This is a genomic window from Campylobacter lanienae NCTC 13004 (assembly GCF_002139935.1).
GTDB classification, from domain to species: Bacteria; Campylobacterota; Campylobacteria; order Campylobacterales; family Campylobacteraceae; genus Campylobacter; species Campylobacter lanienae.
This window is the reverse complement of sequence record NZ_CP015578.1, coordinates 894779-910648: the sequence shown is the minus strand read 5'-3', so window position 1 is coordinate 910648 and position 15870 is coordinate 894779. Positions and strand designations below refer to the sequence as shown.

The following is a 15870-nucleotide window of genomic DNA, read 5'->3' as shown; positions in this document are numbered from 1 at the left end:
ACATAAATTACCTACAATGACGCCAAAAATATCTAAGGAAAATAATGAAAATATCGAAAAAATTATTAGCAATTCTTATTATAGTGATTGCTGGTGGGGCTATTTTGTGGTGGAGTTTAAGAGATGAAACGCCAAAAAATGAGTATATAACAACAGTAGTTAAAAAGGGAGATATAATCCAAAGCGTAGATGCTGTGGGTGAAGTTTTTTCTCGTAATTTAGTTGATGTAGGTGCTCAAGTAAGCGGTCAGATAAAAGAGCTATATGTAAAAGTAGGTGATAGAGTAAAAGCCGGAGATAAAATAGCTCAAATAGATAGCATAAAGCAGCAAAATACGCTTGATCAGCAACTTGCGGCTTTGGAGATTTTAGAAGCGAAGTTAAACTCGGCTAGAATTTCAGTTGATATCGCATTAAAGCAGTATAAAAGGGAGCAAAATCTAGCTAAACAAAACGCCACAAGCCAAGAGAGCTTAGAAAATGCTAAAGATGCTTATAGTTTAAAATTAGCTAGTTTAAAAGAGATAGAAGCTCAAATTAAACAAACTGGAATTGAGATAGATACTGCTAGGACAAATTTGGGTTATACTGATATTAGGGCGCCATTTGATGGAGTTGTGGTATCTGTGCCTGTGGAGGTGGGTCAGACTCTAAATGCCAATCAAACCACACCGACTTTAGTAAATATCGCAGATTTAACTAAAATGGAGATAAGATTACAAGTTAGCGAGGGCGATGTACCTAATATCAAGGTAGGAGATAAAGTAGAGTATTCGATTCTTTCAAATAATTCTAAAAAATATACCGCATATATAAGCTCAATTGACCCAGGTCTAACTACTCTTAGTGATGGCCAATACTCATCTTCAAATTCAAACTCAAGCAGCTCAAGCTCAAGCTCAGCGGTATATTATTACGCTAAGGTAAATGTGGATAATAGTGATGAGATTTTGCGTATAGGTATGACAACGGAAAATAAGATTATAATTGCTGAGAATAAAGATGTGCTATATCTACCTACAATGGCGATAAAATCAGGCAAAAAAGGCAAATTCGTATATATCAAAAATGGTGATAAAGTAGAGCAAAAATCTATAAAAACCGGCGTAACAAATGGTATAAATACACAGATAATCGAAGGGCTAAATGAGGGTGAGGAGGTTGTATATTTCTATCTAAATTCAACAGGCGTTCAAAATATGATGAATAGTTCTAGAAAACCTGCGATGAGATTGTGATGATTAGATTAGATAATATTCGTAAATCTTTTAGAGTTGGTGATACTCAAACAGAGGTATTAAAAGGGATAAATTTAGAGATTAAAAAAGGTGAGTTTGTAGCTATTATCGGTCAATCAGGTAGCGGCAAGAGTACGCTTATGAATATCTTAGGTTGCCTTGATACACCAACTAGTGGCAAATATGAGCTTGATGGCAAGGATATAAGTAAATTTAATAAAGATGAGCTATCATATCTTAGATTAAAGAAATTTGGCTTTATATTTCAGCGTTATAATCTACTTAGCTCTAATGACTCTAAAAACAATGTCGCTTTACCTGGAATTTATGCTGGGATGGATAGAGATGAGAGATTAGCTAGAGCTAAAGAGCTATTAAGCAAACTAGGCTTAGAGTCTAAATTTGATACCATGCCAAATCACCTAAGTGGCGGTCAGCAACAGCGAGTAAGCATAGCTAGGGCGCTTATGAATGGTGGGGAGATTTTGCTTTGTGATGAGCCTACTGGAGCACTAGATAGTGCTAGTGGGGTGATGGTTATGGAGATTTTAAAGGATCTACATAAAGATGGCCATACTATTATAATAGTAACTCATGATAAAGATATAGCTAGTTGGGCAAACCGCATTATAGAGATCAAAGATGGAAATATCATAAATGATATTGTAAAAAGCGATGAGAGATATACTAAAAACCCCGAAAATATAGCTATCAAATCAAATTTCAAAGCCTTTAAAGACAGATTTATTGAGAGCTTTGTGATGAGTGTATCAGCGATTAAATCGCATAAGCTTAGATCGTTTTTAACTATGCTTGGTATAATCATCGGTATAGCATCAGTAATTTGCGTAGTAGCATTAGCCAAGGGTAGCGAACAAAAGATTTTAGCCAATATAAATAGCATGGGGACAAATACCATAACTCTAATGTTGGGTAAGAATTTTGGTGATAGAAACGCTAAAAAATTAAAAGATTTTAGTATAGAGAGCTATAAGATGCTTGAGAGTCTTAGCTTTATAGATTATGCTACGCCTAGGATAAATAGCTCTGGACTTTTGACATATGGCAATAAAAATGTAGATGCTAGTTTAAGAAGTGGTAGTGAGAATTTGCTTAGTGTATCTGGGGTGAGTATTATTAGTGGTAGGGATTTTGATGCTGATGATTTGAGATTTTCTCGCTCAAATATTATTATTGATAACTTGGCTCAAAAAGAGCTTTTTGATGGGGTTGATCCTATCGGTAAGACAATTATCTTTAATAAGCAGCCATTTACAATTATCGGAGTAGGATATAAGGATTCAGGCTCATTTGGTGCTGATAATATCACAGTTTATCTACCATATACCACAGCGGCCAATAAGCTTACTGGAGTTCAAAATATACGCTCAATAATTGTTAAAATAAATGATCAAATCAACGCACAAGTAGCAGAAAGTGGCATAATAGAAGCTATGAGCTCGATTCGTGGGGGGAAGGATTTTTTCACTGTGAATTCAGATACCATAATGCAAACCGTCCAAAGCACGGTAAATACAATGGGGCTTTTGATCTCTGGTATTGCTTTTATATCTTTGATGGTTGGTGGAATTGGGGTTATGAATATTATGCTTGTGAGTGTATTTGAGAGAACTAAAGAGATTGGAATTCGCATGGCAATTGGAGCAAAGAGTAGAGATATTTTACTTCAATTTTTAATCGAAGCGATACTATTATGTGCTATTGGTGGAGTGATCGGAGTGGGGTTAGCTTATTTGGTTGGCACTATTGTTAATGCACTAAGCAGTGAGTTTAGTATGATATTTAGCTTTGCTTCGATTATTATAGCTATTTGTGTTTCTAGTCTTATAGGGATAATTTTTGGCTATATTCCAGCGCAAAATGCATCTAAGCTAAATCCGATTGATGCGTTATTAAGGGATTAATATGAGATATATGATTGCTATTTTTATCGCTTTTATGATTAGCGGATGCGCTAGCAAAAAGCTAGATTATGAGATTAAAGATGTTGAGTTTTATACCCCTAAGTGGTATAAGGATTTTAACCAAACTACCTTAAATGAGTTGGTTGATTTAGCTATGAAAAATAGCGAAAATCTTAATATAGCGGCTCTGAATTTAGAGATAGCTATGCTAAATTCTAATGTAGCAAGTGATGGATATATACCATCGCTTAGTGGCGAGATCGGGGCTAATTCTAGTAGAGATATCGGTAGAAATGATGAGTTTAGCAGTAGATTTAATTCTAAATTTAGCCTTAGTTATGAGCTTGATATATTTGGTAAAATTTATGATAATTATAAATCCAAAGAGTGGCTATGGTCTGCTAGTAGATCAACGCTAGAAAATTTGAGATTAACTATCATAAATCAAGTTGCTAATAGCTATTTTAATATCTTATATCTTAATGACTCTTTGCGTAGTTTAAAACAAAATTTAGATAACGCAAAGATGCTTGATGAGCTTGTGAGAGTTAAATTTGATAATGGCAAGGAGGAGTTTTTGGCTATTAAGCAAAGCTCTCAAAATATCTTAAAAATTCAAAATCAAATTCAATCCACCCAAAGGTCATTAGAGCAAAACTATGAGAGCTTAAAAAATCTCACAAGAAGCGATATGAGATTTGATGAGCTTAGTTTAAGCGAAGTTGGATTTGTGGGGATAGGTGAGTTTGAGATTAGTGAGTTATCAAATCGCCCAGATATCAATGAGGCAATTTCAAATTTAAACGCAAGTTTTTATCAATATAGATTGAGCCAAAAAGATCTATTGCCTTCGCTTTCGCTTGGGGCGAGTTTAAGCGATGAAGATAGTAAATTTAAAAATAGCTTTGATTTTAATCAACTTGGTGGGGTTGTGAGTTTTAGTTTGCCTTTTTTGGACTATTATAAGTTACAAAAACATATCAAAATTAGCGAACTTGAGTTTAATAAACTTAGATTAAGCTACGAGCAAACGCTAAAAAATGCGATAAATGAGGCATTAAAATATATCAATTTTTACCAAACTGATAATATCACATATGAAAATTTGATAGTGATGAGAGATGATCAAGCTAAGATTGTAGAAATTTATCAAAGCAAATATAATGAAGGTAGCGCAGAATTAAAAGATCTAATAGAAGCACAAAACAATCTAATATCAATCCAAATTTCATTAATTAATCAAAAATTTGAGCTTTTAAATGATGAGATAAGCTACTATAAGGCTATTGCTAAGTAGATGAATATCTTTGCTAATTTTAAGCAATTTGGGATATTTGCGGCTATTTGCGTGGGGATTTTGGCTCTAAATTTATATATTGAGTTTAAAAATTATGAGAAATTTATATCCTCGCCTTATAACTTTATTAAAGCTGATCTATTATTTAGCGATAAGAGAGAGGGTAAGAGCGGGGAGTATTATATCATCCAGTTTAAAAGCGATGAGTTTGTATTTTATACTAGATCAAAAAATTTACCAAAATGTAGTAGCTGTGAAGTTGGCGTTATAACCAAAAATCTGAAATTTAAAAACTATATAACGGGTAGATTTTTTTTGCCTAGTTTTAAGATTGTAGAGTTTATAAAGCCTCCAAGCATTACAAATCATCTAAAATCAGCCATCATCAGCCAACATAGCGATTCTAAAATTCAAGAGCTTTATAGTGCTTTGTATCTAGCAACGCCGATGAGTAAGGAGCTAAGGCAAAATGTAACTAACTGGGGGATAGCTCACATTATCGCAATTAGCGGATTTCATCTTAGTGTGATATTTGTCTTTATATTTTTTATAGCGAAATTTACGATTATGCCGCTACAAGATAGGTATTTCCCATATTTAAATTTGAGATTTTATATTAGTTTGATTTTGTTTATTTTAATGGGATTTTATCTATATATTTTGGATTTTACGCCTAGCTTTTTAAGGTCTTATATTATGGGTGTTATTGGATTTTTGCTTCTTAGTAGGGGGCTAAAGATTTTTAGCTTTGGGAATTTGATTTTATCTATTTTGATTGGGGTAGCTTTTAGTGTAAATTTGCTATTTTCTATAGGATTTTATTTTTCAGCTCTTGGGGTCTATTTTATATTTTTATATATTTATCACTTTGGCAATAAAGATGATTTAAATAGCTATTGGCGTATTTTTATCCATACTTTAGCTTTGGAGATATTTGTATTTTTGGCGATGAATATTCCTGTTTATTACTTTTTTCCAACTGTGAGTTGGTATCAGATTAGCGTGATTCCTATAGCTTATATTTTTGTGATATTTTATCCGCTTAGCCTGTTTTTACATATATTTGGGTATGGTGGGATTTTTGATGAGTGGATTTTAAGATTTCTTGAGTTTGCCCCAGCGCAGGGTAGGGCAGTCGTGGGGTTATGGGAATTTATCGGATATAATATCCTTGCTTTATTAGCGATATATAAAAAGCAAATAATGATATTATTAGCATTTTTGGGGTTATTTGTCTATGTTTTTGCTTTGATTTGAGTTAATAAAGCTAAAGACAAAATTATTTATCCCATTTTGGTGATTATATAGTAGTTTTAGCTTGTGAGCTACTAAGATATTATGGACTATATATAATCCTAATCCAAAGCTCTTTTTAGCATTTGAGCCTTGCGTAAATGGCTCTATATAATATTTTATATCATGTTCTAATGGCTGTGATTTAGATGAGAATACTATCTCATTATTTGTGATTGTTATTTTAACAAATTTATCATCTGAATATTTCAACGCATTATCTATCATATTTTTACACGCAATTGCTAAGAGCTTAAAATCAGCTTTTATAGTAGCGTCATCTATAGCTACTACTCTTACGCTAGACTCTTCAATCATAGCAATATCTATAGCCTCATCTATGATATCTCGTATTTTATATGGTTTTAACTCGCCAACTAACCTAGATGTAGCTCTCTCTACAGCTGCAAATTCATTTATCAAGCTCTCAAGTCGCTCAAATACATCGATTAAACGCTCTTGATTTTTATTTTTCTCTATCATTTCAGCTGTAATTCTACCTTTTGTGATTGGGGTTTTTAACTCGTGCATGATATTACGAAGAAATAATTGCCTACTATTATTTAAATTTTTAATCTGACTCACAGCATCATAAAACGCACTCGCAACTTGGCTTATCTCATCGTTTCCAGTGGCTACATTTTTGATCTCTAAATCACCTTGAGCAAATTTATCAATCTCTCGTTTAAGCTTGCCAAGTGGCATAATTTTACGAATTATAAATATATAAGTAAGCAGTATAATTCCAGCCACAAAGGCAAATATAATCTGTATTATTATATAGCGATAAGATTGATAAGCAGTATCAATAAGAAGTAGAGTCTCATCATCTTTGGTAATTTTAAGATAGTTTTTCTTTTGGTGAAATAGTATAGCGCTAATGCCTAGCTCTGTAGTGATCTCTTCTAATACCACGGCTTCTTTTATGATTTTTTCTTTTTTGCTCTCATCATTTATGGGCGGCATATATAAATTTGATAATTGCTCTTTATACTCATCTTGATTTATTAGCTCATTAAGATATAATAGTGTGGCTCTAGCTACAATTGAGTATTTGGTATTTAGCTCTCTAGCGTAGTTAGCCTTGTCATACTCTATAAGCCACAAAAATGCAATGCCTATAGCCCCAATCCCAAGAGCAAAAATCAGAGTAATGGTATAAAAAATAGATGAGAATTTCACTACTATAATCCAGATTTACTGCTCTAATTTATAGCCTACGCCCCTAATAGCGTGTATATATTTTGGCTCTTTGGGATTTTCACCGATTTTGGTTCTAATGCGTCCGATTATGACATCGATGCTTTTGTTTGTGCTATCTTCATTGATTGAGTTGCAATTATAAATTAGCTCTTCACGACTTATAGCACCACCTTCTTTTTTGATTAGATATCTTAGTATATCATACTCAGCTACTGTTAGTTGAAGTGGCTCACCTTTTAGCGTTATGATATGGCGAAAATCATCACAAACTAGATCTTTTTGCGTTGGTGAAAGCTCTTGTATATTAATGCTTTGGCGGCGTAAATGGCTCTTAATACGAGCTAAAAGCTCTTGGGGATTATATGGTTTTGGCAAGTAGTCATCAGCACCAAATTCAAATGCGTTAATCTTATCGCTGATATCGTGCCTAGCGCTAGATATTATGATTGGGATTGTGTGTTTGGTGCGTATCTCTTTACACACTTCTAAACCATCAATCCCAGGTAGAGTAAGATCTAAAATCACTAGATCAAATTTGCTAGTATTAAGAGTAGAAAGCCCTAAATATGGATCATCACATATCTTAACTTCTATATCAAACTGCTCTAAGTACTCACTCAAAATCTCAGCAAGCTCAAAATCATCTTCAATCATTAGAATTTTTATCATATATCCGCCTTATAAATTTAGACTGATTATAACCAAAAATAGCTATTATTTCAATACAAGTCCCATTAGAATTCCAGCTCTATTTATCCATATTATCGGTTTTCTATTTGAAGCTTTAGAGGCTTGAAGCTCTTTGCTAAATTCATTAATATTGCTTATAATTTTCTCATTTACTTGGATAATTATATCGCCAGTTTCAAAGCCGGTATTTGCGGCATTTGAGCCATCTTTGACATCTGTTATTAATACCCCTTTTATATCTTGTGGAATTTTGTATTTATATCTTATATCATCGCTTAGGTTTTGAACGCTTAATCCATCAATGCTAAAATTCTTAGCTGCCACTTGGACATCATCGGTTGTAGTTAGCTGGAGTTTAGTAGAGTAAATTTTGCCTGCTCTTTCATATTCTACGCTAATTTTGGTATTTGGCGAGTAAGCGCCGATTATGTTTTTTAGGTCATTTGCGCTTTTGATCGGTTTATTATCTACTTTTATAATCAAATCTCCCCTTTGTAATCCTGCCTTGCTAGCTGGATAATCCTTTTCTACATTTGTAATTAGGGCGCCTTCTTTGTTTTTATAGATTTCTTTTTGATCTGTAGTTAAATTCGCAATCATCACACCGATATATCCACGAGTTATCTTGCCATCGCTAATTAGCTTTTGGGCTATTGTTTTTACCATATTAGATGGGATCGCAAAGCCTATTCCGTTGTTACCACCACTTCTACTTAAAATAGCTGAATTTATCCCTACTAAGGCACCACGACTATCGATCAAGGCCCCACCGCTATTGCCTGGGTTTATGCTTGCGTCTGTTTGGATAAAATCCTCATATTGATTTAATCCGATATTATCTTTATTTAATCCGCTAATTATCCCACTTGTAATGCTGCCACCTACACCAAATGGATTTCCAATAGCAAATACCACATCGCCTTCAAGCAATTTGGAGCTATCAGCAAAATATGCGGGAGTTAAATTTGTCGCTTCGATTTTGATAATGGCTAGATCTGTTTTGGGGTCTGAGCCAACTACTTTGGCTTTATACTCTTTAGAGTTATCAAGCATTGAGACTATGATCTCATCGCTATCTTCTATAACATGATAATTAGTAACTATATATCCATTGCTAGTTATAATCACCCCCGAGCCTAAAGATGAGCTTTTTTGGCTTCTTTGCTCTGGGATATTAAAGCCAAAACCAAAAAATTCTTGAAAAAATGGATCATTCATCAAGCTATTTAAATGATTTTTTGTTTTGGTTGTTCTAGTTGTGGATATATTTACCACAGCTTGTTTGGCTATTTGGATTGAGCTATTGTATGATAAAATTGAGTTTTGATCTATAGATGGATTTATGCGATTGAAATTTGAATTTGCGTCACGAAACTCTACGCTAGCGCCAAAAATAGCCGTAGCTGCTAATAGCGAGATTATTGATATTTTTTTCATAATAATTCCTTGCTTAAAATAATGCTTGATTATAATATTTGCTGATAAATGTAAAATTAATATTTATATAAATGAAATTAAATAAGTTGATTGACATTAGCTCAACTTTTATGATATAATATATATAAAAATATATAAGTGGAGAATTATAATGAGTAATAGTTTATATGAGACCTTAGGCGTCTCTAAAACCGCTAGTAGCGATGAAATCAAAAAAGCCTACAGAAAATTAGCTAGACAATATCATCCTGATATCAATAAAGACCCAGGGACTGAAGAGAAATTTAAAGAGATTAATGCCGCTTATGAAATTTTAAGCGATGAAACGAAGCGTAAGCAGTATGATCAATATGGTGATAGTATGTTTGGTGGGCAGAGTTTTCATGATTTTAGTAGAGAAAATTTTGGCGGTAATGCTGATATTAATGATATATTAAATCAAATTTTTGGCAATTTTGGTAGATCTAGTCGCTCTAGCAGGGGATTTGGTGGGTTTGGCTCATCTAGTTTTGAGAGTTTTGATGGATTTGGCGGTGGATTTGGGCAAAATTTAGATATCCAAGCTAAGATTAATATCTCATTTGAACTTGCTGTAAATGGCGGTGATTATGAATTTAGCGTAAATGGCGAAAAGATCAAGATCAAAATCCCAGCTGGATTAAAAAATGGTGAGAAATTACGCGCTAGAAATAAAGGTAAAAGCGCCGGAGGCCACAGAGGCGATCTAATAATCAGTGTCAATATAGAAGATGATAAAGAGTATAAAAGAGATGGGGATGATCTTTATAAAAATTTAGATATTGATCTCAAAACGGCTCTTTTTGGTGGTAAGATTAATGTCAAAACATTTAAAAAAGAGGCCTCTATCAAAATTCCAGCCAATACCAAAAATGGTCAAAAGATTAGATTAAAAGGCTATGGAGTGAAAAATAGAAAGAGTGAAATTTATGGTGATATGTATCTGATTATTAATGTGATTTTACCATCTATAGATGAGCTAGATCCAGAGTTAAAAAATATGTTAGAAAATAGATTATAAGGAGGTAATATGCAAGATTATGAAGAGCCAGTTTATCTAATAAGCGTAGTAGCAAAGGTATTAAATATCCATCCACAAACTCTAAGACAATATGAAAGAGAGGGGCTAGTAGAGCCTAGTAGGACGGGTGGGAAGATGAGATTATATAGTGAAAAAGATCTTGATAAAATCAAGATGATTTTGCGACTAACAAGGGATTTGGGGGTAAATTTAGCCGGTGTAGATGTTATTTTACGGCTTAAGCAAAGACTTGAAGAGTATGAGGCTACAATAGATGAATTAAGGTCAAATATAAAAACACAAAATAAAAGCTCAATAGTCAAAAGAACAAGTAGTTTTGATCTAATATTTGTAAATGATAAAAAGTAAGAAAAATGGAGAATTTTGTATATATTTTTGTTATTGGTGCTGGTGCTGTAATTTTATTTAATCTTCTATTTCGTAAATATGATATTCCAACTATCATAGGATATATCGCTACTGGGGTATTTATCTCATTGATTTTTGGGCTAAAAGGAAATAGTAATTTAAATTTTATAGCTGAATTTGGAATTGTATTTTTGATGTTTACTATCGGTCTTGAGTTTAGTATTAAGCATCTAATGTCTATGAAAAAATATGTATTTGTATATGGGTCTATACAGATGATTCTTACTGGATTTATATTTAGTTTATCATCATTTTACATATTTGGTTTAGATATGCAAATAGCGATTATTATAGGCTTTGCTCTTTCGCTTAGCTCTACAGCCATTGTCTTAAAAATATTAAATGATACAGGCCATGTATCTAAAAAATATGGGCGAAAAGCTCTTGGAATTTTGCTATTTCAAGATATTGCTGTGATACCATTGCTTTTGATGATAGATATATTTGATACTAAGGATATATCTGTAAGCTCACTGATTTTCACATCTATTATAAGTGCTTTAATTTTGATTGTACTTTTATATTTTATAGGAAAGTATATTTTAAGCCGTGTTTTAAATGCAGTTGTTCAAGAGAATTCAAAAGAGCTATTTATCACAACTATCTTATTTACCGTAATCGGTGCTAGCTTTTTGGCTCACTATTTTGGATTTAGCTACTCATTGGGTGCATTTATAGCTGGTATGCTAATTGCCGAAACTCCATATAAACATCAAATTGAAATAGACTTGATACCATTTAGAGATCTATTGCTTGGGTTGTTTTTTATCACGGTTGGGATGCAAATAGATTTTGTAGTTATAGCTACAAATATCTTTATCATCATTCCTGCGTTAATCTGTGTTTTGTTTATAAAAACTATGGTTGTGTATCTATTTTTGGTATTATTAGCCGGTAAAAAAGTAGCTATCAAAACTGCTCTTAGCCTATCTCAAGTTGGTGAGTTTGCTCTAGCGATATTTACACTTTTATCAGTCAAAAATATGGTAGATGATAGAATACTTCAAATTCTAACTGCTGTAGTAGTCATCTCAATGGTTCTAACTCCATTTATCTTAAAAAATGTTGTTAAAATTGCTGATAAAATGGAAGATCAAGATAGCATAGATATTACTCAAGATCATCACTACGAAATAGATGAGCTTAACACAAAAGATATCGCAGAGCATAAAAATCATTTTGTAGTATGCGGATATGGTAGGCTAGGCCGTGAGATAATAAGACAGCTAAAGGCTAAGGGTTGCTCTTATGTGGCGCTTGAAAATGATCTAAATTTAGTAGAGCGAGGTAAAAACAATAGTGATAATGTATATTATGGCGACGCAGCTCAAAAAAGCACCCTAGAAAAGGTATATATAAAAAATTGTATAGCCGCCATAATCGCTGTAAGTAACGAGCAAAAATCAGAGCTAATAGCAAATTCAATTAAAAATTTAGGTTATGATGTAAATACTGTTATAAGATTTGCTGACACCATCGAAAAGGGATTATATACCGATTTTGGCGATCATTTTTATCTAGTTAAAGAGCGAGAAGCGGTGGCTAAAGAGATTATAAACAAAGCTTTAGAGTGTAAAAATCAAGGATAACTATGGATAATTCATTGATAATTTTTGGGGGTTTATTTCTGCTTAGTGTGATATTTAGCAAGATATCTGATAAGTATGGAGTTCCGGCTTTGCTTATGTTTTTAAGCATTGGGATGCTAGCTGGTAGCGATGGGCTTATAGGACTTGAGTTTGATAATGCTAAAATAGCTGAAAATGTGGGAACTATAGCGCTTATTTATATACTATTTTCTGGTGGATTTAATACAAATTATAAATCAATCAAGCCAATTTTTAAAAGCGGTATAATCCTAGCAACGATTGGAGTGGCGATTTCAGCTGTTATTACAGGAATATTTGCTTATTATATAATGAATTTTTCTATTTTAGAATCCTTGCTATTTGGGGCTATTATCAGCTCTACTGATGCTGCGGCGGTATTTTCTATAATGCGATCAATAAAGCTTAAAAATAATCTTACTTCTTTGCTTGAATTTGAGAGCGGAAGTAATGATCCGATGGCGATTTTCTTGACAATTACCTTGCTTGGATTGCTCACAGCTACAACGATTATTGATCCATACGAAATGACAATTAAGCTTTTGCTTGAATTTATCATTGGTGGAGCGATGGGGTATCTATTTGGTATCATCATCCCAAGCCTTATAAATAGAATAAAGCTTGGGTCTTGGGGCTTATATCCAGTGCTTTTAATAGCTTTGATTGCTATGCTTTTTGGTCTTTCAGAAAAGATCGGTGGAAATGGCTATATAGCAGTATATGTAGCAGGAATCATCGCTAATAAAAAGGAGTTTTTGTATAAAAAGAATTTAACCGGCTTTTTTGATGGGATTGCTTGGATGATGCAGATATTTATATTTCTTACTCTTGGTCTTTTGGTATTTCCTAGTGAGTTGCCAAATGTAGCTATGATAAGTATCTTGCTCTCTTTAGTAGTTATGTTTATATCTAGGCCTATTAGCGTATTTATCTCTACAATGTTTTCTAAATATAATTTTAAAGAGAGGTGCTTTATATCGTGGGTTGGGCTTAGGGGAGTTGTGCCTATTATTTTAGCGACTTATCCGCTCTCAGCAGAGTTAGAAAATGGTCAATTGATATTTAATATTATATTTTTTATGGTGTTGATATCAGTTTTAACTCAAGGCACTACGCTAAATAAAAGCGCTAAGCTATTTGGCGTGATAGAACCACCTAAATCAACTATATCAAATTTACCTAGTAGCCCCATCTCATACTCAGATATCAAGCAGTATAGAATCGGTGAATCATCTAAGGTAATTGGTAAGAACTTAACCGAACTTGGATTGCCTGATGATTTTTTGATTATTCTAGCAAAGCGCGATGGGGAGTTAATCAAAGTTAGCGGGTCGTTTGAATTTATGCCAAATGATATATTATTAATTTTGTGTAATAGTGAATTAAGATACCAAAAAATTATTAGAATTTATGAATTATAGGATTTGAAATGGAGTTAGAAATTTGGGTTTTTGCCCTGCTATTTTGTGTGGCGTTTTTTAGTGGTTTTGTAGATGCTATTGCTGGTGGTGGCGGACTTATTACTATTCCAGCGCTTATTTCAGTTGGAATTCCAGAGCACATAGCCTTAGCAACTAATAAATTACAAGCTACATTTGGTAGCTTTACAGCCGCAGCTAACTTCACGCATAAAAAAATGGTGGATTTTCACTCTTTGTGGCGTGGGATTATATGGACTTTTATTGGAGCGGTGCTTGGTACTTGGGCGATTCTTTTGATTGATGCTAGTGTAATAAAGTATCTAATACCGATCTTTTTAATAGCAATTTTGATATATACGATTTTTAGCCCAAAACTTGGCGAATCAGATAGCCAAAAGAGAATTAATGAGTCTTTATTTTATGCTATTTTTGGTTTGGTGATCGGATTTTATGATGGATTTATGGGGCCTGGGACTGGGTCATTTTGGATGTTTGCTTTTGTGAGTTTATTGGGATTAAATTTAAAAAGCGCTGTGGCTAATACAAAAATTTTAAATTTCGTATCAAATATCGTATCTTTATTTGTCTTTATCGCTGGTGGGCAGATATTATGGATGCTAGGTATAATTATGGGATTTGGGCAGATGATAGGGGCGTATTTTGGCTCACACATGGTTATAAAAAAAGAGATTAAATTTATTAAAACAATATTTTTAATCGTTGTTAGTTTAACAATTATTAAGTTACTTTATGATCTATTTTTAAAGTAAAATTCATTATAAATAGCTAAAATAGGCATTTAAATAGATATTTTAATTTTAGCTTAATCTAAATTAAGATATAATTTTGGCAAATTTTTCTCAAAGGCACTTTTCTATGAAAGATCTCTTTCTTTTTTCAAATTTGATCATCAATGATCATAGTTTTACATATCTTTTTCATATCATTTTGGTTGCGATTATCGTTTTGATCGTTGCTAAGATGGCTACTAGCTCAATGCAGCTTGTGCCTCGTGGTACTCAAAATCTGCTTGAAGCATATTTAGAAGGCATTGTATCTATGGGGCGTGATGTAATGGGTAGCGATGAGCTAGCTAGAAAGTATCTACCACTTGTAGCTACAATTGGCTTAATAGTTTTAACAAGCAATGTTATAGGTATTATACCAGGCTTTGAAGCTCCAAGTTCAAGCTTGAATTTAACTCTTTGCTTGGCTCTTTGTGTATTTTTATACTATAATTTCGAAGGTATAAGAACTCAAGGTGTGATTAAATATTTTGCTCACTTTATGGGGCCAAACAAATTTCTAGCTCCATTAATGTTTCCTATAGAGATTGTATCTCATCTATCTCGTATTGTTTCACTATCATTTAGGCTTTTTGGAAATATTAAAGGTGATGATCTATTTTTGATGGTTGTTTTAAGTCTTGCGCCATGGGTGGCTCCGCTTCCAGCTTTTGCTTTGCTTACATTTATGGCTTTATTACAGACATTTATCTTTATGATTTTGACATATGTCTATTTAGCTGGTGCTGTAGTAGTCTCTGAAGAGCACTGATTTTTGATACATATATTAAATTTTATTCTTGGTGCGTCATGGGCTATAGCCTTTGTTGGCGCACTATTTTTTATATATCATTTCTATTTTTTAGGAATATTTCTTAGTGGATTGATCGGGGCTAGCTTTGGGCTAGTTTTAGCTTGTATCTCATATCTATCTATACGGATTTTGAGTTGTGATAAAATATGCGATAAGTGATCCTAAATTTTACTCAAATTTAGATTATGCTTTTAATCATTTTTTTAGATTAAAAACGGCTGATATGATACTATTTAGAGATAAAATTTCTCATAATTATGATGATTTGGCTGCTAAATTTATCAAATTCAGATTCAAAAATATTAAATTCTTAGCTCAAAATGATATAAATTTGGTTTGTAAGCTTGGTTTTGATGGGATACATTTTAGCTCAGATTCAATCCATCTTTTAAAAGATACCCCAAAAAATTTAATCAAAATTGCTAGTACTCATAATATTCAAGAGATAGAATTAGCCAATCAATATGGCGCTGATTTTATCACATTTAGTCCGGTTTTTTCTACGCCAAATAAGGGCGAGCCAAAGGGGTTAGAGCTATTAGAAGAGGTGGTGAAAATCTCTACTTCTAAAGTGATTGCTTTAGGTGGCATAGTGAGTAAAGAGCAAATAGATAGTGTTATGAGATGTGGGGTTGCTGGATTTGCTTCTATTCGTTATTTTGTTTTGGATAAATGGTGTGATTAATATTTAA

The 15870-nt window shown here is 33.0% G+C and carries 14 protein-coding genes; 11 read left to right on the top strand and 3 right to left on the bottom strand.

From position 1 onward, the window contains the following. The first annotated feature begins 44 nt into the window (after nt 1-44). Genes CLAN_RS04635 through CLAN_RS04620 form a run of 4 tightly spaced genes read left to right on the top strand, consistent with a single transcriptional unit; the run spans nt 45 to nt 5717 of the window. The gene (locus tag CLAN_RS04635) at nt 45-1238 is read left to right on the top strand and encodes an efflux RND transporter periplasmic adaptor subunit (protein ID WP_100590703.1); all 1194 of its coding nucleotides are present in this window, start codon (nt 45-47) and stop codon (nt 1236-1238) included. Beyond that, the gene (locus CLAN_RS04630) at nt 1238-3163 is read left to right on the top strand and encodes a MacB family efflux pump subunit (protein WP_096014519.1); all 1926 of its coding nucleotides are present in this window, start codon (nt 1238-1240) and stop codon (nt 3161-3163) included. The genes CLAN_RS04635 and CLAN_RS04630 overlap by 1 nt, the downstream gene beginning before the upstream one ends. A gap of 1 nt (nt 3164) precedes the next feature. Next, complete coding sequence (locus CLAN_RS04625; protein ID WP_100590702.1) at nt 3165-4460, top strand: TolC family protein; 1296 nt, start codon at nt 3165-3167, stop codon at nt 4458-4460. Beyond that, the gene (locus tag CLAN_RS04620; RefSeq protein WP_100590701.1) at nt 4461-5717 is read left to right on the top strand and encodes a ComEC/Rec2 family competence protein; all 1257 of its coding nucleotides are present in this window, start codon (nt 4461-4463) and stop codon (nt 5715-5717) included. On the opposite strand, the gene CLAN_RS04615 is transcribed toward CLAN_RS04620, so the two are convergent. Genes CLAN_RS04615 through CLAN_RS04605 form a run of 3 tightly spaced genes read right to left on the bottom strand, consistent with a single transcriptional unit; the run spans nt 5688 to nt 9083 of the window. Then, nucleotides 5688-6935 carry an ArsS family sensor histidine kinase gene (locus CLAN_RS04615; protein ID WP_096013152.1) on the bottom strand — a complete coding sequence of 416 codons (1248 nt, stop codon included), beginning with the start codon at nt 6933-6935 and terminating at the stop codon, nt 5688-5690. The two genes, CLAN_RS04620 and CLAN_RS04615, sit on opposite strands and share 30 nt — an antisense overlap. A 15-nt stretch (nt 6936-6950) precedes the next feature. After that, on the bottom strand, nt 6951-7625 hold the full coding sequence (locus tag CLAN_RS04610) for a response regulator transcription factor (protein ID WP_096013153.1): 675 nt from the start codon (nt 7623-7625) through the stop codon (nt 6951-6953). A 45-nt stretch (nt 7626-7670) separates the two neighbouring features. Then, a complete protein-coding gene (locus CLAN_RS04605) occupies nt 7671-9083 on the bottom strand; it encodes a Do family serine endopeptidase (RefSeq protein ID WP_100590700.1) in 1413 nt (470 codons plus the stop codon). A 151-nt stretch (nt 9084-9234) separates the two neighbouring features. On the opposite strand from CLAN_RS04605, the gene CLAN_RS04600 reads away from it, so the two are divergent. The 7 genes from CLAN_RS04600 (at nt 9235) to CLAN_RS04565 (ending at nt 15863) form a co-directional block, all read left to right on the top strand. Next, nucleotides 9235-10122 (top strand): DnaJ C-terminal domain-containing protein, encoded by an 888-nt coding sequence (locus CLAN_RS04600; protein WP_100590699.1) that lies wholly within the window; start codon nt 9235-9237, stop codon nt 10120-10122. 9 nt (nt 10123-10131) lie between these two features. Next, nucleotides 10132-10491 (top strand): heat shock protein transcriptional repressor HspR, encoded by a 360-nt coding sequence (locus tag CLAN_RS04595; protein WP_096013156.1) that lies wholly within the window; start codon nt 10132-10134, stop codon nt 10489-10491. Between the two features lie 5 nt (nt 10492-10496). Continuing rightward, complete coding sequence (locus CLAN_RS04590; RefSeq protein WP_096015931.1) at nt 10497-12140, top strand: cation:proton antiporter; 1644 nt, start codon at nt 10497-10499, stop codon at nt 12138-12140. 2 nt (nt 12141-12142) lie between these two features. Next, nucleotides 12143-13579, top strand: a complete 1437-nt coding sequence (locus CLAN_RS04585) for a potassium/proton antiporter (RefSeq protein ID WP_100590698.1) — start codon at nt 12143-12145, stop codon at nt 13577-13579. 8 nt (nt 13580-13587) lie between these two features. After that, nucleotides 13588-14349, top strand: coding sequence for a TSUP family transporter (locus CLAN_RS04580; protein WP_096013159.1), 762 nt, complete (start codon nt 13588-13590; stop codon nt 14347-14349). Between the two features lie 106 nt (nt 14350-14455). After that, a complete protein-coding gene (locus CLAN_RS04575) occupies nt 14456-15136 on the top strand; it encodes a F0F1 ATP synthase subunit A (RefSeq protein WP_096013160.1) in 681 nt (226 codons plus the stop codon). Between the two features lie 178 nt (nt 15137-15314). Continuing rightward, nucleotides 15315-15863 (top strand): thiamine phosphate synthase, encoded by a 549-nt coding sequence (locus CLAN_RS04565; RefSeq protein ID WP_096013162.1) that lies wholly within the window; start codon nt 15315-15317, stop codon nt 15861-15863. Nucleotides 15864-15870: the final 7 nt, after the last annotated feature.